This window comes from Planomonospora sp. ID91781 (assembly GCF_015711595.1).
Taxonomy (GTDB): Bacteria; Actinomycetota; Actinomycetes; order Streptosporangiales; family Streptosporangiaceae; genus Planomonospora; species Planomonospora parontospora.
This window is the reverse complement of sequence record NZ_JABTEY010000001.1, coordinates 912,720-932,501: the sequence shown is the minus strand read 5'-3', so window position 1 is coordinate 932,501 and position 19,782 is coordinate 912,720. Positions and strand designations below refer to the sequence as shown.

General features: G+C 75.3%; 9 protein-coding genes and 2 tRNA genes. 4 read left to right on the top strand and 7 right to left on the bottom strand.

Annotated features, from left to right (window positions below; genetic code table 11):
• Positions 1-90 precede the first annotated feature (90 nt).
• Both HS048_RS04275 and HS048_RS04270 read left to right on the top strand, forming a co-directional pair.
• Positions 91-681: a CGNR zinc finger domain-containing protein gene (locus tag HS048_RS04275; protein ID WP_196466196.1), complete on the top strand. Its 591-nt coding sequence runs from the start codon at positions 91-93 to the stop codon at positions 679-681.
• Positions 682-768: 87 nt separating this feature from the next.
• Positions 769-1,269, top strand: coding sequence for a protein-tyrosine phosphatase family protein (locus HS048_RS04270; protein WP_196466195.1), 501 nt, complete (start codon positions 769-771; stop codon positions 1,267-1,269).
• Here the strand turns inward: HS048_RS04270 and HS048_RS04265 are convergent.
• Positions 1,258-2,445, bottom strand: coding sequence for a sensor histidine kinase (locus tag HS048_RS04265; protein ID WP_230880721.1), 1,188 nt, complete (start codon positions 2,443-2,445; stop codon positions 1,258-1,260). The genes HS048_RS04270 and HS048_RS04265 overlap by 12 nt on opposite strands.
• 433 nt (positions 2,446-2,878) lie before the next feature.
• On the opposite strand from HS048_RS04265, the gene HS048_RS04260 reads away from it, so the two are divergent.
• A tRNA-Ala gene (locus HS048_RS04260) sits at positions 2,879-2,949 on the top strand.
• 122 nt (positions 2,950-3,071) lie between these two features.
• Positions 3,072-3,145, top strand: a tRNA-Leu gene (locus HS048_RS04255).
• A 59-nt stretch (positions 3,146-3,204) separates the two neighbouring features.
• Here HS048_RS04255 and HS048_RS04250 read toward each other — a convergent pair.
• The 6 genes from HS048_RS04250 to HS048_RS39080 form a co-directional block, all read right to left on the bottom strand.
• The gene (locus HS048_RS04250; protein ID WP_196466194.1) at positions 3,205-3,444 is read right to left on the bottom strand and encodes a hypothetical protein; all 240 of its coding nucleotides are present in this window, start codon (positions 3,442-3,444) and stop codon (positions 3,205-3,207) included.
• Positions 3,445-3,667: 223 nt separating this feature from the next.
• Entirely contained in the window at positions 3,668-4,648 is a 981-nt protein-coding gene (locus HS048_RS04245) for a threonine/serine dehydratase (protein ID WP_230880720.1), read from the bottom strand.
• A complete protein-coding gene (locus HS048_RS04240) occupies positions 4,645-13,092 on the bottom strand; it encodes a non-ribosomal peptide synthetase/MFS transporter (RefSeq protein ID WP_196466193.1) in 8,448 nt (2,815 codons plus the stop codon). The genes HS048_RS04245 and HS048_RS04240 overlap by 4 nt, the downstream gene beginning before the upstream one ends.
• Positions 13,089-17,882: a non-ribosomal peptide synthetase gene (locus HS048_RS04235; RefSeq protein ID WP_196466192.1), complete on the bottom strand. Its 4,794-nt coding sequence runs from the start codon at positions 17,880-17,882 to the stop codon at positions 13,089-13,091. Before HS048_RS04235 ends, HS048_RS04240 begins: the two co-directional genes overlap by 4 nt.
• Positions 17,883-18,601: 719 nt before the next feature.
• The gene (locus tag HS048_RS04230) at positions 18,602-18,931 is read right to left on the bottom strand and encodes a hypothetical protein (protein WP_068900240.1); all 330 of its coding nucleotides are present in this window, start codon (positions 18,929-18,931) and stop codon (positions 18,602-18,604) included.
• Positions 18,932-19,014: 83 nt separating this feature from the next.
• Entirely contained in the window at positions 19,015-19,749 is a 735-nt protein-coding gene (locus tag HS048_RS39080; RefSeq protein WP_196466191.1) for a helix-turn-helix domain-containing protein, read from the bottom strand.
• Positions 19,750-19,782 lie beyond the last annotated feature (33 nt).

Sequence of the window (19,782 nt, the reverse complement as noted above, 5' to 3'; positions counted from 1 at the left end):
CCACGTCGCCCCGGCCGCGTCCGGTCATCCCCATGTGATCGATGTAATGGGTATAGTTCAATTTATTCGATTACCGAGACGGGGTGCGGAGTGCGGATCTCCATCACCGACTACACGGCCGGGGCCGCTCTGGCCGGCGATCTGGCCAACACCTCGCCCACCGTGCAGGCCGCGGCGGGCGATGCCCTGCCGACCCCGGACGCGCTGATGGGATTCCTGGCAGGACACGGGCTGCGGCTCGACGCCGTGGCGGGCGGACGGCCGCCGACCGCCGACGATCTCCGCGAGGTCCACCTGCTGCGCCGGGAGGCACGCGGCGTCGTGGAGACCGAGACGGAGGACCAGGCCGTCGCGGGCGGCGCCGTGCTGGCCGGGCGGGCAGGGCTCAGGCCGGTACTGGAGCGCGATCCCGGCGGGCGGTGGCAGTGGTACGTCCCGACCAGACCGGGCGCGCCGCTGGCCGAGGAACTGGCCACGCTCATCGGCATCGGGCTGCTCGGCGCCGTCCGGGCGCTCGGGCACGGCCGGTTCCGTGCCTGTGCCGCCCCGGGCTGCCGCGGGGTGTTCGTCGACGTCAGCCGCGGGGGCCGTCGCGTCTACTGCAGGCCCGACGTGTGCGGTAACCGGATCAATGTCGCGAATCACCGCGAACGGCGGCGGCTTGACAGCCCCGCTCACTGAAGAAGCCCGAAGACGACTCGACGGCCCCGCTCGCTGAAGAAGTCCGAAGAAGACGGCTCCGCTCCCCCCGAGACCAGGAGGGCTCCCATGAACGACTCCGTGGACGGCACGACAGCCCGTCCGGCGGACGGACCGCCGCTCGCAGGCGCTTTCCGGCTCCCCGACGGCACCTGGATCCGCGGCCGAGGCCTCCGCCGTCCGCCACCGGAGGGGCCCGTGCCCGATTTCGGCCTCTACCTGGGTTCCGACGGGCTCCGCCGCCGCCACGAGAGCGGGCTGCGGTGGCCGCACGAGTGGATCCGGTGGCCCGACTTCCTGCTGCCCCGCGACCGCGACGCGGCCGTGCGGCAGATCCGTGCGCTGTACGAGCGAGCGCGGGCGGGCACCGCGGTGGAGGTCGCCTGCGACGGCGGCGTCGGCCGCACCGGCACGGTCGTCGCCTGCCTGGCCGTCCTGGCCGGTCTCGACCCGGCCGACGCCGTCGCCTGGACACGCGAGCACCACCATCATCGGGCCGTCGAAACCCCGTGGCAGCGTCGCTGGGTGCTGCGCTTCCCGCCGTCCCTCAACCCGGATTCACGCGACTGAGGGACGGGATGCGCACGGCAGCTCCGCTTCGATCGCGGTCGGCCCGCCGGGCGGGCTGGTCACGGCGAACCGGCCGTCGAGCGCGGCCACCCGCTGCGCCAGCCCGGTCAGCCCGCCGCCGGCGGCGTCGGCTCCGCCCGTGCCGTCGTCTTCCACTCGCACGATCACCGTGGCGCCTTCCTGACGCACCTCGATGGTGACCAGGGTGGCCCCCGAGTGTTTCACGGCGTTCGTCACCGCCTCGCCGGCCACGAAGTAGGCGGCGGCCTCCACCGCCGCCGGAGGCCGCTCCGGCAACTCGCACGTCACCTTGACCGCGACCGAGGCCCGCTCGGCCACCCCGGCCAGCGCCTCGGCCAGCCCGTGCGCGTCCAGCCCCGACGGGTAGACCCGCCAGGCCACCTCGCGCAGCTCCACCAGCGCCTGCTGGGCCTGCTCGTGCAGCTGTTCCAGCAGCTCGGGCCGGCCCCGGCGGGCGCGTCCGGCGAGCATGGACAGCGCCACCAGCCGCTGCTGCACCCCGTCGTGGAGGTCGCGTTCGATCCGCCGCCGTTCGGCGTCGACCGCCGCGACCACCCCGGCGCGGCTCACGGTCAGCTCGTCGATCCGCCGTCGCAGCGCCTCCGTCGGGTCGGGAGCGAGCAGCCGTACGGCCAGCCGCCGCTCCAGCGCCTCCACCCCCACCAGACCGCACACGTCCAGGAACAGCAGCACGAAGCCCGACAGGCCTATGTAGGCCACCAGCGGCGGGGTGGGCAGCATGCCGTCGAACGCCTCCCCGCGCCCCCACGACGACGCCAGCGTGACCGCCAGGCCGACGCCGATCACGAGCAGCAGCACCACGATGCCGCCCAGCAGGCCCACCGGTGTCCGGGCGGCCAGGTAACGCAGCTCGCCCTCCGCGTCCCTGCCGGGAAGCTCCAGGCGCAGCCGCCGCAGCTCCAGCCCGGTCAGCCGGGCGGCCGCCGCGCGCACGGCGGGACGGTCCGCGAACGGCGTCGCCACCAGCACGAACAGCAACCCCGCGAGAGCGGTCACCGCGCCGGCCGCCACCGCACCGACGAGCCTCAGCCCTCTGGCCGCCGCCCCGACGAGCCTCGCCCCTCCGGCCGCCGACCGCATGCCGGCTCGCGGCGCACCGGGTGTTCCCATCACGTCGATCAGCCGTTCCGTCATGCGTCTCACACTAGGAACGACCGGGGTACGGCCGCCATGGGGCACATGGTCGTCCAGGGGTGCGGGAAACCACAGCCGCCGTGGCCCGCCTGGCCGACCCCCCGGCCCGCGCGGGGCCGCGGAGAAAACAACTTGGCATTCCGTATGCGAAAACCTAATCTTCGAACACAGGAGCCGGACGAACAAGAGAGGGGACGGACTCCGGAGCCGGAGCGCATACCGCACCGATTCACCCGCGCGGATCCGATCCGCGACCGGAACCGATTACCGGGGAAACACGCCTGACAACTCCACAGTGGAATGCATTTCCTTTGGACCGCCTTTTCCGCCGTTTCCGCCGCCTGCGCGGCGGGCGTCCGCGGTGCCGACCGCGAGGGCGCGGCGGGGCCCGCGGGCCGCGCTCCCCCCGGAGCGTCCGCGGCGGGCGGTTCCCGGGCCGATGGTGAAGCGGGATCACACCTGCCTTGCAAGCAGGAGTCCAGGGTTCGATTCCCTGCCGGTCCACGAGTGCCCTGAAAGGAGAGGGCACCGGGCCGGGACTCGGCGGCGGGATTGGCGACCCCCGCCCGGTCCACGGTCCACCCGCGTCCGCCCGGGCCACGCCACCCGGACCGGACGCGCGGCTCGCCGCCCTGGCCCAAACGGCAGAGGCGCCGCGCTCAGGTCGCGGAGGATCCGGGTTCGAATCCCGGGGGCGGCACGACGGCCCGGCGGGGCACGGCCCCCGGCCCTGTGGTCAGGGCCGGGGACCGCCGCGTGTCAGTAGTAGAGGTAGAGGTCGAAACGCGAACCGGAGAGCGTGCACCGGAAGTCCAGGGCGGCACCGTTGACGAGCGCCCGGAAACCGGTGTTGACGCATTCGCTGCGCAATTTGTAGTGGCCCATGAGGTGCCAGCCCTCGGCGGCCTGGGCGGAGGCTGCCGCGGCCGGGACCGCGGCGGTGCCGAATGCCAGCCCACCGGCCATCAGCGCCGCTGCGGCCAGACGACGAGCTCTCATTTCTCCCTGCCTTTCGTGAAGAAGCGGACTCTGCATGAACGGTGATTCGAGTGGGAATCAACCGTCGGACATCCGGTGTCCTGGAAAAGAGAGTGAACCGGCGCGCTTGGATACCGCTTGCGGATCAGTGGGACGCCTGCGGGGAGATATCCGCGACCCCGGTGAATTCGCGTCCACGAGGTCCACGAGGTCCACCGGGTCCGCGACCGGCACGGGATACGTGTCACGGGCCTCCGATGAGGGAGCGTTCCCTGACGTTCCCGGCATCGGGGCGGACCATCACGTTGCCGCCGGAGAGGACGGCCACCACGGGCCCGCCGGGCAGCGCGGCCCGGTGGGCGAAGTAGGCCGCGGCGGCCACCGCGCCGCTGGGTTCGGCGCGTTCCCCCAGCTCCCGCCAGAGGACGTCGGCGGCGGCCTCGATGCCGTCTTCGCTCACGGTCACCATGTCGTCCACGTACCGGTTGATGTGCTCCCAGGCCAGCGCCCCCAGGACCGGAGCGCGCAGGCCGTCGGCCCGGGTGCGGTAGGTCTGCTGCACCGGCCACGCGGTGCGCCGGCCCGCGCGGAAGCTGGCCGCGCCGTCGGCGGCCAGCTCGGGTTCGACACCGATCACCCTGACCGCCGGGTCGACGGCCTTGGCCGCGACCGCGATCCCGGCCAGCAGCCCGCCGTTGCAGACCGGTACCAGGATCGCGCCGGCGCCGGACAGGTCCAGGCCGATCTCGGTCCCGGCGCTGCCGTGTCCGGCGATGACGTCGAAATCGTCGGAGCGGACCACCGTCGCCGCGAGCCGGTCGGCCAGCGCCAGGCAGGTCACCTCCCGAAGCGCCGGCGGCACGATCACCACCTCGGCGCCGAGCCTGCGGGCGGCCGCCACCTTCAGCTCCGGCGCGGTGTCGGGCAGGACCACCGTCGCCCGCAGGCCGTACCTGCCGGCGGCGTACGCGACGGCCTGGGCGTGGTTCCCGGAGGACTGGGCGATGACGTGCCCGATCCCCCGCTCCGCCAGCCGGCCCACGGCGTTCACCGCGCCCCGCACCTTGAACGAGCGGGTGGGCTGCCGGTTCTCGGGTTTGATCCAGAGCCGTCCGCCCGGCAGGCGCAGCAGCGGCGTGCGCCGTACGAACGGCGCGATCCGGACCGCGGCGGCGGCCACGTCGGCCGCCGCCACCAGGTTCGCCTCTTCGGCCATCAGGCTCATCTGCCCAGCACCTCGGCCTGGATGGCGTCCAGGTCGGCCGCGGCCTCGGGCGGCGGCGCGGCGTCCGGGACGAGGTCCTCCAGGTGGTGCAGTTTGCGGTAACGCAGTCCGAGCAGCCCCCAGACCACCAGGAACACGCCGCTGACCAGGAGCACCGCCGCCGCGCCCCGGCCCGGCCCGGAAGTGTGCCTCTGGGCCCAGTCGGCCAGCGGGCCCGCGGCCAGGAAGCCCAGCGGCTGCATGGCCGTGGCCAGCATGACGTTGACGGCCAGGACCCGGCCCTGCAGTTCCGGCCCCACCTTCACCTGGATGATGGACAGCCAGTGCGCGTTGCCGATGCTCATGCAGGCCAGCCGGAGGAACAGGCCGGCCGCGATCAGCCACACCGCCGGCCACGCGCCCATCAGCACCACCCCGACGCCGGACCCGACCACGAAACCGACCATGCCGGTGGCGCGGCGCCGGGTCCCGCCCCAGATCAGCACCACCCCGGTGCCCACGGCCGCGCCGAGGCCGCCGACCGCGGTCACCGTGCCCAGGGCCGCCGGGGAGCCGATGGCCAGCACGACCGGAGTGATCAGCACCCACATCAGCGCGGTGCAGAAGTTGACCACGGCGAAGTAGAACGCCATCACCAGCAGCGGCCGGCGCCGGTTCAGGAACCTCCAGCCGCCGGTCAGCGCCGCGCCGAACGTCTCCTCCTGCCGGTGGAACAGCCGGTCGGGGAAGCGGACCGCCAGCAGCGTCACCACACCCACCCCGAACGAGACCACGTCGATGGCCACCACGGCCGACAGCCCGAACACGCCGATCAGTGCGCCGCCGGCGAGCGGGGCCACCACGTTGCCGACGCCGAAGCCCAGGTTGGCCAGGGCGTTGGCCTGCGGCAGGTACGGCTTGGGCACCAGCTGCGCGACCGCGGCCAGGTAGGCGGGTTGCTGGAACGCGGTGACCATCGAGGTGACGCCGACGATGGCGCACACGCTCCACAACTCCAGCCGGCCGGTGACCAGCAGCAGCACCAGCGCCGCCGTGGCCAGGCCGGAGACCGCGTCGCAGGCCAGCATCACCCGCCGCCGGTCCACCCGGTCGGCCAGCGCGCCGCCCAGCGGGGTGAGGATCACCGCCGGGATCTGGGAGAGCATCACGACCAGGGCCAGGTCCAGGATCCGGCCGCTGAGCTGGTAGGCCCAGACGCCGAGCGCGAACGAGCTCAGCGCCGTGCCCACCGCCGAGACGAACTGCCCGCCCGCGACGGTGTAGAAGGGGCGCAGGCCGGTCCGCTCCGGTGGGCGCACCGGGTCGGGCAGTTTCCCGGACGCCCAGCGCCGCAGGTGCTCGACCACCAGGGCGGCCAGCGGTTCGGCCTGGTGCCGCAGGAAGTAGTGGCCGGCGCGGGGCAGCACGGCCGGCTCCACCCTGGGCGCGAAGACCGCCCACTCGGCGTACCGCTCCTCGTGCAGCTCGGTGGCCCGGTCCCGTTCCCCCACCACGCACAGGATCGGGGCGCGCAGCGGCGCTCCTCCCGCCTCCAGCTCGCGGCCGAACCACTCCCGCGCCTCGGTCGCGTCGTGGCGCATCGCCCGCACCGCGGCCCGCACCGCGGCCTCGTCCATGTCGTCCTGCAGCCCGCCCGTGGCCCGCAGCGCGTCCCGGAACATCCGGTCGGAGACCCAGCGGTCCCCGCGGAAGAACCGCCGGGTCAGGCCGGGCAGCTGCTGGGCGGCGGGGAAGCTGCCGCCCGTGATCACGCCCAGCACGGGGACCCCGTCCGCCTCCAGCCGGCGGGCCAGGGCCACCGCGAGCGCCGAGCCCACGCAGTGGCCGTAGACCGCGATCGGGCCGGATGCCGTCCCGGTCGCCTCTGCGGCCAGGATCTCCACCAGCTCCTCCAGCGGCAGCGGCGCCTCGTCCGGCCGCGCCGGGTCGTGGCCGGGCAGTTCCGCCGCGAGCACCTCCACCCCTTCGCCCAGCGCCCAGGCCAGCGGCTGGTACACCGCCGCCGACCCGCCGCCGTACGGCACGCACACCAGCGTGAACTCGCTGGTGCGGCCGCCGCTCAGGCGGTGCAGGAGCCCGCCGCCGTCCTTGTCTCCGAGGAAGGCGGCCAGCTCGGCGACCGTGGGACGGGTGAACAGGTCGATCACCCGCAGGCCGCCGCCGATCTCCTTGACCGCGCGCACCGCGGCGAAGGAGTCCCCGCCCAGGGCGAAGAAGTCGTCGTTCGCCCCGACCTCGGGTACGCCGAGGACCTGCGCCCACACCCGGGCGACCAGCTCCTCGGCGGCCGTGGACGGCGGCACGAACTCGGCGGTCTCCGGCTGCGGTTCGGGCAGGGCGGCCCGGTCGATCTTCCCGTTCGGGTTGAGCGGGAGCCGGTCGAGCACGACGAACTGGGTGGGGACCATGTAGTCGGGCAGCCGGTCCCGCAACGCGGACCGGACCGCCGCCGTGTCCACGGTGCTCCCGGCGTTCCCGGCGTTCCCGGTGCTCCCGGTGTTCCCGCGGGCGCCTCCGGTGCTCCCGGCGTCCTCGCGGGTGCCTCCGGCGCTCCCCGCCGACGGGGTCACCCAGGCGGCGAGCTGCCGGGCCTTGCCCTCGCCCACCGGCAGCACGACGGCCTCGGCGATCTGGGGCAGGGCCCGCAGGGCGGCGACGACCTCTCCCAGCTCGACCCGGTAACCGCGCACCTTGACCTGGTCGTCCACCCGGCCGCGGAACTCCACCCGCCCGTCGGCCGTGACCCGCAGCAGGTCGCCGCTGCGGTAGCAGCGCCCCCGCCCGGTCAGCGGGTCGGGCACGAACCGCTCCGCGGTCAGCTCGGGCAGGCCGATGTAGCCGCGGGTGACCCCCGGACCGCCGACCACCAGCTCACCCGGCACGCCGACCGGCACCGGCCGCAGCTCCGCGTCCACCAGGTGCCCGTACACCCCCGGCAGGGGCCGGCCCAGCGGGACGATCCCGGTCCGGTGCTCGGCCTCGACCTCCTCGGTCTCGCAGACCAGGCAGATCATCGTGGACTCGGTGTGCCCGTAGTGGCTCTGGATCCGCAGCCCGGGCCGCGCGGCCCGGGCCCGCTCCACCAGGTCCCACGGGCAGGCCTCACCGGCCAGGATCAGCAGTTTCTCCGGCAGCACCGCGGCCAGGTCGCCGCCGGAGGCCAGCAGCTCCAGGTGGCTGGGCACGCACTTGACCACGTCGACGCGGTGCGCGCTCAGGTAGCCGGCGAACGCCTCGGGGTCCATGGCGGTCTCCCTCGGCACCAGGTGCACCGTCCCGCCCGTGGTCAGGGCGCCGAACACGCAGGTGAGCCCGAAGTCGGCGGCGGGGGTGGACACCACGGCGTACGACCCGCCGGGCACGCCGATCCGCGGCAGCATGCCGTTCAGGTAGCCCGTCACGCTGCGGTGCTCGACGGCCACGGCCTTGGGCGTGCCGGTGGACCCGGAAGTGAAGATCACATGGTGCAGGTGCTCGGGCCGCACGCCGGTCTCCGGCCGGGTCCGCGGCAGGGACGGCAGGCGGTCCAGCGCCAGCACCCGGCGGTCCGGCCCGATCAGGCCGGCGAACTCGGCCGTGGTGATCACGGCCCGCACCCCGGCGGCGTCGAGCATGGCGGCGATCCTCGCGGCCGGATAGGCCGGGTCCATGGGCAGGTAGCCGCCGCCCGACTTCTGGATCCCGAACAGGGCGCAGGCCAGGCCGGCCCCCGGCTCCAGCAGCACGCCGACCGGCTCGTCGGCGCCCGTCCCGCCCTCCAGCAGCCAGTGGGCGATCCGGTTGGCCTCCGACTCCAGCTCCGCGTAGGTCAGGCTGCGGTCCGCGCCCACCACGGCCGGTGCGTCGGGGGAGGCGTCCACCCAGCGCTCGATCAGCCGGTGCACCGGGACGTCCGCCGCGACCGGCGACGGGTCCCCGGCCGGGACCCGGCCGGCCGCCGCCTCCACCGGGAGGTCCCCGACCGGGACCCGGTCGGTCACCGCCTCCGCCAGGGGGCCGCCGGGCGGGACCTGACCGGCTCCCGCCTCCGGCAGGAGCTCACCGGCCAGGATCGGGCCGGTCACCGGCTCCAGCGGCTGCGCGCCCACCGGCGCGTCCAGATCGGCCAGCATCCCGTCCAGCAGGGCCAGGTACCACCGGGTGAACCGGGCCGCGGTGGCCTCCCCGAACAGGTCGGTGCGGTAGCCGAGCCCGCCGCGCAGCGGCCGTCCCGGCCCGTCGTCGACCACGTACCAGTTCAGGTCGAACTTCGCCGTCCGCTCGGGCGGCTCGATCCCGGCCGCCTCCAGCCCGGGCAGCTCCGGCCGGCCCGTGCCGGGGACGTAGTTCAGCATCACCTGGAACAGCGGCGTCGCCGACAGGTTCCGCTCCGGCCGCAGCCGGTCCACCACCCGGTCGAACGGCGCGCTCGCGTGGGCGAACGCGCCCAGCGACGACTCCCGGACCCGGGCCAGCAGCTCGCGGCCGGTCGGGTCGCCGCCCACGTCGGTCCGGACCACCACCGTGTTGAGGAAGCAGCCCACCACGCCCTCGGTGTCGGGGTGGTCCCGGCCGGCGACCGGTACGCCGACCGCGATGTCGGTGCCGGCCGACAGCCGCGCCAGCAGGGCCTGGAGGGCGGCCAGCAGCACGATGAACGGCGTCGCCCGGTAGGCGGCGGCCACCGCCCGGACCCGCTCGCTCAGCTCCGCCGGCAGCTCCAGGTCCACCGAGGCGCCGCCCGGGTCGGCCACGGCGGGGCGCGGCCGGTCGGCGGGCAGGTCCAGCACCGGCGGCAGACCCCGCAGCCGCTCGGCCCACCAGTCCAGTTCGGCCAGGTCGGGGACCGGCGCCACCTCGGCGTACTGGGCCGGCGGCGGCTCCGGCGGCGGGCGCAGCCCGAGCCGGGCGGCGTACAGCGCGGCCAGCTCGGACAGCAGCAGCCCGCGGGTCCACGCGTCGGTGGCGATGTGGTGGAAGGTGAGCGAGAGCACGTGCTCGGTCTCGCCGACCGCGAGCAGCACCGCCCTCATCGGGGGTTCCCGGTCCAGCGCGAACGGCGTGGCCAGGTGCGCGGCCACCGCGTCCTCGACCTCCGCCGGACCGATCTCCGCCGTGGACACCGGCACGTCCTCGGCCGGCCGTACCACCAGGACCGGTTCGGCGCCGGAGTCGTCGATCACGCTGCGCAGCACGTGGTGCCGCTCGGCCAGGTCCCGCACCGCGCCCAGCAGCGCCTCCGCCCGGAGCGGCCCGCGCAGCCGCAGCGCCAGCGGCACGTTGTAGGCCGTGCTCTCCGGCTCCAGCTGCGCCAGGAACCAGAGCCTGGCCTGTACTCCGGACAGCGGGACCGGACCGTCCGCCCGTGCCCGCCGTACGGCCGGCGCGGCGGCCGGGCGGGGCAGGGCGGCGGCCAGGTCGGCGAGCACCGGGTGCTCGAACAGCAGCCGCACCGCCACCGGCGCGCCCAGGCGCTCCCGCAGCCGGCCGACCACCCGGGTCGCGGCGAAGGAGTGCCCGCCCAGGGCGAAGAAGTCGTCGTCCGCCCAGACCTGCGGCAGGTCCAGCACCTCGGCCCAGACCTCGGCGACCAGGTGCTCCTGCGGCGTGCCCAGCGGCACCCGCGCCACCGGACCGGCCTCGGGGACCGGCAGCGCCGCCCGGTCCACCTTGCCGTTCGGGGTGAGCGGCAGCGCCTCCAGCACGCCGATCGCGGACGGCACCATGTAGTCGGGCAGCCGCTCCCGCAGCGCGGCCCGGATCGCCGCGACGTCCACGGCGCCTTCACGGGAGGGCGTCACCCAGGCCGCCAGGCGGCGCTGCGCCCCGGTGCCGACCGGCTGCACGAACGCCTCGGCCACCTGCGGCAGGGCCCGCAGCGCGGCGGTGACCTCACCGAGCTCCACCCGGAACCCGCGCACCTTCACCTGGTCGTCGATCCGGCCCAGGAACTCCACCAGCCCGGCCGGGTTCACCCGCACCCGGTCCCCGGTGCGGTACCAGCCGTCCGTGAACCGCTGCGCGGTCAGGTCGGGCCGGCCCAGGTAACCGCGGGCCACGCCGGGCCCGCCGATCCACAGCTCCCCCGGCACGCCGTGCGGCAGCGGCCGCCCGGCGGAGTCCACCACCCGGCACCGCACGCCGGGCAGCGGACGGCCCAGCGGCACCGCGCCGGACGCCGTCTCGGCGCCGTCGCAGGCCAGCGCCGACACCGTGGTCTCGGTGGGACCGTAGTGGATCTGCACGTCCAGGGACGGCCGCGCCGCCCGCACCCGCTCCACCAGATCCCGCGGCACGGCCTCGCCCGCCAGGATCAGCAGCTTCCGGGGCAGGGCGTCCACGCCCAGCAGCTCCAGCTGGCTGGGCACCATCTTGACGACGTCCACCGGGTGCGCGGCCAGGTGGGCGGCGTACGCGGCCGGGTCCGTGGCCGTCTCGTGGTCGACGAGGTGCAGGGTCGCGCCCGAGGTCAGCGCGCACAGCACGTTGGTCAGCCCCAGGTCGGCCGCGGCGGTGGACACCAGGGCGAAGGAGCCGGCCCCCTCGGGGAGGCGTCCGTTCACCGCGCCCAGGTAGTGGGTGATCTGCCGGTGCTCGACCGCGACCCCCTTGGGCTCCCCGGTGGAGCCGGAGGTGTAGATCACGTAGGCCAGGTGGTCCGGCGGCACGGCCACGTCCGGGCGGTGCGCGGGCCGGTCCGCGGCGTCGGCGACCTCGGCCTCGGTGAGCACGATCCGGGCGCCGGCGGCGGCCAGGACGGCCTCGGTCCGCCGCGCCGGGTAGACCGGGTCCAGCGGCAGGTAGGCCGCACCGGCCTTGAGGATCCCCAGCAGGGCGACCGCCAGCTCCGGCCGCCGCTCCATCAGCACCCCGACCGGCTCCTGCGGCCGCACCCCGCGCTCCAGCAGCCAGTGCGCCACCTGGTTGGCCCGCCGCTCCAGCTCCGCGTAGCCGAGCGGCGCGCGGCCGGGCGACACCACCGCGACCACGTCGGGGAAGGCCTCGGCCGCCCGCTCGACCAGCGCGTGCAGCGGCGCGTCCGCCGGCGGGGCCCCGGCCGGGCCGTGCAGGTCGGGGCCGGCGGGCAGCAGGACCGGCGCGTCCGGGTCCGTGAGCATCCCGTCCAGCAGCGCCAGGTACCAGTCCACCAGCCGCCGGACGACGGTCTCCTCGAACAGGTCGGTCCGGTAGCGCAGCTCGCCGGAGAACCGCTCCCCGTCGTCGCCGACCGTCAGGTTCAGGTCGAACTTGGCCGTCGGCACGGGCAGCGGCTCCGGCCGGACCTCCACCCCCGGCAGGCTCACCGGCGCGCCCGTGTCGTACACGTTGAGCATCACCTGGAACAGCGGGGTGACCGACAGGTTCCGCTCCGGCTGCAGCCGCTCCACGATCCGCTCGAACGGCGTGCGGGCCTGCGCGAACGCGTCCAGCGCCGCCGTACGGGCCCTGGCCAGCAGTTCGGCGCCGGTGGGGTCGCCGGAGGTGTCGGTGCGGATCACCAGGGTGTTGATGAAGCAGCCCACCACGCCCTCGGTGTCCGGGTGGTGCCGGCCTGCGTCCGGCACCCCGACCGCGATGTCGTCGCCGCCGGACAGGCGGGACAGCAGCGTCTGCAGACCGGCCAGGAAGACCATGAACGGCGTCGTGCCCGCCACCGCGCGCACCTTGGCGGCCAGGTCCGCGGGCACCTCGAACGCGACCGCGGCCCCCTCCCAGGTGGGGACGTCCGGCCGGGGCCGCGCGACGGGCAGGTCCAGCACCGGCGGCAGGCCGGCCAGGCGCCGCGTCCACCAGTCCAGGTCGTCCTCGGCGCACCCGTCCTCCGAGCGCCCGGCCTCCCACGCGGCCACGTCGGCGTACTGCAGGGCCGGGGGCTCCGGCTGCGGCGCCAGGCCGAGGCGGGCGGCGTACAGCGCCGCGAGGTCCTGCAGCAGCAGCCGCTCCGACCAGGCGTCGGTGGCGATGTGGTGCAGGATCAGCGCGAGCACGTACTCGTCCCCGCCGGCCCGGAACAGCGCGGCCCGCATGGGCGGCTCGGCGTCCAGCCGGAACGGGCGCCAGGCGTGCTCGGCCAGTTCCCGCTCCAGCTCCGCGGGCTCCACGTCGACCACGGGGACGGGCACGCCGCCGGCCGGCCGTACCCTCGTCCCGTCGACGACGCCGCGCAGGATCCAGTGCCGCTCGGCCAGCTCGGCCACCGCGGCGGTGAGCGCGGCGACGTCCACCGGCCCGCTCAGCCGCAGCGCCAGCGGCACGTTGTAGGCGGGGGTGTCCGGCTCCAGCTGGGCCAGGAACCACAGCCTCTCCTGAGCCGGGGACAGCGGCATGTCCGCCGCCGACAGCGCCGGGATTCCCGCGGCCCCGGGGGCGTCCGCAGCGGCGCCGGGGGCTTCCGCCGCGGCGCGGGCGGCGGCGAACCGGGACCGGACCAACTCGGCGATCCGGTCCTGGGTGACCTCGGTCATGCGTCGCTCCCGTTCATCAGTTCGGTGAGGATCAGTTCTTCCAGCCCGGCGGCGAAGTCGGCGAGCACCGGCCGCTCGAACAGCAGCCGCACCGGAACGGGCACCATCAACGTCTCGCGGAGCCGGCCGACCACCCGGGTCGCGGCGAAGGAGTGGCCGCCCAGGGCGAAGAAGTCGTCGTCGGCCCAGATCGGGGACCGCTCCAGCACGGCGCTCCACACGGCGGCCACCAGGCGTTCGGGGTCGGTGCCGGGTGCGACGCGCCCGGCCGCGGGATCGTCGACCGGCTCGGGCAGGGCCCGCCGGTCCACCTTGCCGCTGGGCAGGGTGGGCAGGGCGGGCAGCACGACCCACCGCCGGGGCACCATGTGGCCGGGCAGCCGCGACCGCAGATGCCGCTCGGCCGCGGCGGGGTCGGCCGTCTCCGGTACGACGTAGCCGACCAGGTGCGCCTGCGCGCCCGAACCGGCCACGGCCACCGCCCCGTCCGCCACCTCGCGCAGCACCGCCTCGATCTCGCCCGGTTCGATCCGGTATCCGCGCACCTTCACCTGGTGGTCCCTGCGGCCGTGGAACTCCAGCGTCCCGTCCGGCCGCCACCGCACCAGGTCACCGGTCCGGTAGCACCGGCCGCCGGGGACGAACGGGTCGTCGACGAACGCGGCCGCGGTCAGCTCGGGCCGGCCCCGGTAGCCCCGGGTCACCCCGGCGCCGCCCAGCAGCAGCTCGCCCACCGCGCCCGGCGCCGCCAGCCGCAGTTCGGAGTCGACCACGTAGGCCCGTTCCCCCGGCATCGGCAGCCCGATCGGCACCGGCCCCGGCTCGTGCGGGCGCACCCGGTGCTGGATCGAGGCGACGGTGGCCTCGGTGGGGCCGTAGGTGTTCCACAGCTCCCGGACCCGGGGCAGGATCTGCCCGGCCAGGGCCGCGTCGAGGGTCTCCCCGCCCGCGATGGCCAGCAGCCCCGGGTCCCCGGCCCAGTCCGCGGCCAGCAGCATCCGGTAGGTGGTGGGCACCAGGTCGACCACCGTCGCCCCGCTGTCCGCGATCCGCGCGGCCAGCGCGTGCCCGTCCACGGCCGTGGCCCGGTCCACCACCACGCAGGTGCCGCCGACGCTCAGCATGCTCCACAGTTCGGAGGCGGAGGTGTCGAAGGTCAGCGGCGCCACGACCGGCTGCACGTCCCGGGGGCCCAGGCCCAGCTCGGACACCAGCCCGGCCACGTAGGCGGCCAGGTTGCCATGGGTGACCTCCACGCCCTTGGGCGTCCCGGTGGAGCCGGAGGTGTGCAGCACGTAGGCCAGGTCCACGCCCCGCACCTCCGGCAGCTCCACCGGCCCGCCGGGAGCGGCGGGGGCGGCGGCCAGGTCGTCGGCGTCCAGGACGGTGACGCCGGGGACGGCGGCAGCCCCGCCGCGGGTGAGCACCACGCGCGCGCCGGCGTCCTCGGCCAGCCGGCGCAGCCGCTCGGCCGGGTGCTCCGGGTCCAGCGGCAGGTACGCCGCCCCGGCCCGCCACACCGCCAGCAGGGCCGCCGGCATCAGGTGGTCGCGGGGCAGGCAGACCCCGACCACCTCGCCCGGCGCCACACCGTGCTCCAGCAGCGCCGCGGCCACCCGGCCCGACCAGTCGTGCAGTTCCGGATAGCCGATCGAGGCGCCGTCCGGGCCGACCACGGCCGTCCCGCCGGTGTGGGCCGCCAGCGCGTGCGGCACCGTCTCGGGGAACTCCGGAACCGCCGGTCCGGCCGCGGCGGCCAGCAGGGCGGCGCGTTCGTCCGGCATGACGATCTCGAAGGCCGACAGCGGCCGGTCCGGGTCGGCCAGCGCGCACCGCAGCAGCCACATCAGCCGGTCCAGGTACGCCTCGGCCCGAACCGGGTCGATCCGGGCGACGCCGTACTCCAGCTGCAGCTCGGCGCCGTCCGCGGTCCGGTTGACCAGAACGCCGAACTCGTGACCCGTGGCGCCCGAGCCCAGGTCGGTGAGGAGCTCCAGCGCGCCCAGGCGCACCGGCACCTCGGCGTGCTGCATGGCCAGCAGTACCGGGGCGCGAGGCAGGTCGCCGGCGGGGACCTCCTGGTGGACCAGGGCCCGCGTGGCCGCGTCGGCCGCCTCCCGGACCAGATCCCGGAAGGTCAGCGCGCCGGTCGGCCGCAGCCGCACCGGCACCGTGTCCACCAGCGGGCCGATGACCCCGGTCAGCTCCGGCCGGGCCCGCCGCGCCGCGACCACGCCGACCAGCGTGTCGGGCTCGCCGGAGGCCAGGGCCAGGGCGGCCAGGTAGACCGCGAACGGGGTCGCGCGGCAGTCCCGGGCCAGCGCGCCCACGCCCGCCTCGAACTCCTCGGGCAGCGGCCGGATCACCCGCCCGGCCGTCAGGTCCGCGGGCACCGGGTCCGCCACCGGCGCCCCGGCCAGCTCGTCCCGCCAGAACTCCCGCAGCGGCGCCGGATCCGGCCGCTCCCGCTCCTGCACGGCCACGTCGCCGAACTGGACCGCGGGCCCGGGGACCGGCTCGCCGGCCAGCTCGGCGGCCAACTCCTCCATCAGCACCGCGACCGAGCCGCCGTCGAAGGCGATGTGGTCCACCACGACCACCAGCTCGGCCTCCGCCTCACCGATCCAGCACAGCTCGGCCCGGAGCAGCGGCACCTCTCCCGTCAGGTCGAACACGTGCGCGGCCGCCGCCCTGGCCACCTTCTCCGGGTCCTCGCCCACGGGATGCTCGACCAGGGGCACGGCCACCGGCGGGTGCACCACGGCGTACGGCACGCCGTCCGCATCGACGGCGACCGTGCTGCGCAGCACCTCGTGCCGGCGGACGACCGCGTCCAGGGCCGACCTCAGCGGCGTGGCCTCCCGCAGGCCGCGCACGCGCAGCCGGATCCCCAGCGTGGTGACCGGGCTGTGCGGATGGAGCCGGCTCAGGGTCCAGAACTGGCGCTGCATGTCGGTGAGCGGGTACCGGGACCGGCCGCTGCGCCGTACCGCCGCCGGCCCGGCCCGGTCCAGCCCGGCGGCCAGGCCCGCCGCGGTGGGGGAGGCCAGGAAGGCCGCCAGCGGCACGGTGCGCCCCAGCCGGCGGGACAGCTCGGTGACCACCCGGGCCGCGGCCAGCGAGTGCCCGCCCAGGTCGGCGAAGCGATCGTGCACGCCCACCTGCGGCAGGCCCAGCACCCCCGCGATCACCTCCGCCACCAGGCGCTCGTCCTCGGTGCGCGGCGCGACCGGTGCCGCGCCGGACGGCCGGGCGGCGCCGAGCACGGGCAGGGCCGACCGGTCCACCTTGCCGTTGGGGGCGAGCGGGAGCTCCTCGGCCACGCCGATCCGGGTCGGCACCAGGTGATCGGGCAGCCGGGCGCGCAGCCAGTCCCGCAGCTCCGGCTCGCCCACGCCGGAGGCCGCCACATGACCGGCCAGGTAGGCGGTCCCGTCGTCGTCCGCGACGGCCAGCACGACGGCCCGGCGGACCGCGGGATGGCGGCCCAGCACCGCCTCCACCTCGGCCGGCTCCACCCGGTAACCGCGGATCTTGACCTGGTCGTCGGCCCGGCCGGCGTAGCGCAGCACGCCGTCCACCCGGCGGACGAGGTCCCCGCTGCGGTAGACGCGGCCTCCGTCCGGCTCGGTGCGGAACGCGGGCGACTCACGGCCCAGGTAGCCGCGGGTCACCCCCGGCCCGCCGATCCACAGCTCGCCCAGCTCGCCGTCCGGGACGGGGTCGCCGTCCGCGTCGCGCACCGAGAGCAGCGCACCGGCCATCGGCGCGCCTAGCGGCGGCTCGCCCTCGTCGTCCCGGCCCACCTCGGCGAAGGTGCAGGAGGTGGTGCACTCGGTCGGGCCGTACAGGTTCAGCACCCGGCGCACCCCCGGGTTGGCGTAGATCCGCCGGACCAGGGCGCCGGTCAGCTGCTCGCCGCCGGAGAACACGGCGCGCACCCCGCCCGGCAGCGGCTCGCGCAGCAGCACCGCCAGTGCGGAGGGGACCCCGTAGACCGTGGTCACCTCGTCCCGGGCCGGCAGGGTCGGCAGCGCCAGCACGTTCTCGGCCAGGATGACCGTCCCGCCGGTGATCAGGGGCAGGAAGAGCTGGGTGATCGACGCGTCGAAGCAGATGGAGGCGCCGGCCAGCATGCCGCTCAGCTCCTCGGCGGTGTACGCCGACGCCTCCCAGGTCAGCAGGTTCATGGTGTTGCGGTGCTCCACCACCACGCCCTTGGGCGTCCCGGTGGAACCGGAGGTGTAGATGACGTACGCCGCGTCACCCGGGTCCCCGGCCACCCGCAGGATCCCGTCGCCCGGTTCTCCCGCCACCCGCAGGGCCCCGTCGCCCGGTTCCACGTCGTCGACGAGTACGGCCCCGGCCCCGGTCAGGGCCGCGGTCTCGCGCAGCGCGGCCGAGGTGACCACCGCGGCCACCGCGGCGTCCTCGGCCATGAACCGCAACCGCTCGGCCGGGTAGGCGGGGTCCAGCGGCACGTACGCCGCTCCCGACTTCCACACCCCCAGCAGCGCGGGGACCAGCCACTCGCCGCGTTCCAGGCAGATCCCGACCAGGTCGCCCCGCCCGACGCCGCGTCCGGCCAGGGTGCGTGCGACACCGTCGGCCCTGCGGTCCAGCTCGGCGTAACTGAGGCGGCCGGTGCCCGCCACGACGGCGGTGCGCTCCGGAGTACGCCGGCACTGGGCCTCTATCGCCTCGTGGACGCGCCCCGGCGTACCGGGCCCGTCTGCCGTCGCCGGGACACGGCGGCCCGCCGCATCGATGCGTTCCACATCAACGGTCACTTCGTCCTCTTCTCCAGCTGAAATCACACCCGGTGACGAGAAATCCTGGAAATCGTCCGACCGATCGGCGCTTATGATCGAGATCTTGATTCAGGCGACTTGCGAGCGTCTTGCGACCGGCTTGGGATTCCGCCCGCGAATACGGGCGTTCGCGTTCTCCCAGATGAGCGCGCCGATGACCGCGTGGACGGCCGCGCCGGACGGCCGCGCCGGACGGCGCCCGCGGCACGAGATCCGCGCTCCGAAGCGTCCCCCGGCGCTTCCCCCCGTCGGCGGGGGGACGGACTCGCGCAGGGGACGGGTGCCGGCGCGGCCGGGTGCCCGTCCCCGGACCCCCGTACCCGCCGGGCTTCCCGACGCGTGCGGGGTTCCGTTCGGCGGACCGGGTGAGGCCGGTGCCGGTGCTCGCGCGACGCCCGGATCCGCGGCCGCCCCGGCGGTCCCCCTGCCCGGTGATCACCCGGACGGGGAGCCGGTATCCGGATTCCGAATTCTGTACTCCATCGCGATGCCGATCGCATCCGGCACGGTGGAAATGACGGTCGGGCGTATTCGGCGTCTTCACCGATGACAGCGGGATAAGGATCGCCTACCGCAGCGGAGAATCCACCGCGGGCAATTCCGACGGCATCCGCCGGATCGTGAACGGGAGGGCGGACGGCCCGCCCGGAGAGCGTCCAGGCCGCACGCTCGGCACGGCCGGCGTGCCTATCGCGAGGTCACCGCACCCGGCTCTCGTCGAACGGCTCCTCACTCCAGCGGAACCATGCCTCGCCCTTCTCGACGTGCAGGAGGAACTCCGCGACGGGACCGGACGGCGCCACCATGCGGACGGCCTTCCGAATCTCTTCGTACACCTCCTCCCATTCGTCCCACCGCTGCTCCTCCATCAGTTCGAGATCACGGTCGAACAGCGGCTTCACCCCGGCGAACGCCGGACCGGGGGCGAAGCGCCCGCGCAGCCAGGGGAAGTCGGCGTCTTCGACGATGATCTCCCCGACGAGTTCCTGCCCCCGCAGCACCCGCCAGGTCCCGCCCACGAATCCCATGTCCACTCTCCATTTCAGCGATCGGGCCGTCGCGGCAGCCGCCCCGCCGGTCCCGCGCCCATCCTCACCGGTCCGGATGTCGTTCAGGCAGAACCGTCCGAGGTCGTTCCGGGTTTCGTGTGGAGGATCTCGCGGGCCTGGTCCGCGGCACGGGCGATGCTCTCGGAGACGAAGTCGACGAAACGGGCGATGTTCTCCAGCCGGGCGGCGGCCGGGGTGCCGGGGCCGAGGACGCCCACGCCCTGACGGGCGATCTCGCCGAGGTGGGCGGTGGACCGGGCGCTGGCCATCGTGGACTGGTACATGACGTCGTCGTCGACGACGTAGCGTTCGCGGCGGCGTTCGTCGCGTTCACGGCGGATGAGGCCCTGGCTGTCGAGGAACGCGACCGCTTTGGAGACGGACGCCGGGCTGACCTGAAGGCGTCCGGCGAGTTCGGCGGCGGTGAGGCTGCCGGTGTCGGTGGTGTAGAGGCTCGCCAGCACCCGGGCCGTCATCGTGGGCAGGCCCGATTGCACGAAGACGGTGGTGAACGTCTCCTCGTACTCGCGTACGGCTTCGGCGTCGCGCCCGTGGGCCTGCGGGGGCGTACCGGGAGTCCGGGGCGCGGCCTTCCTGTGGCGGTGGGCGCGGCGTTCGGTGGCGCGGTGGGCGAGGTCGGCACGGTAGGCGGCAGGACCGCCGTTGCGCATCACCTCGCGCGTGACCGTCGAAGTCGGACGGTCGAGGCGCCTGGCGATCTCCGCGTAGGCGAGGCTGTCGGCCAGGCCCAGCGCGATCTGCTGGCGTTCCTGCTGGGTGAGTCTGCCGCCTGGCATCGGGAGTCTCCTTCGTGGTCTTCTTCGTGGTCC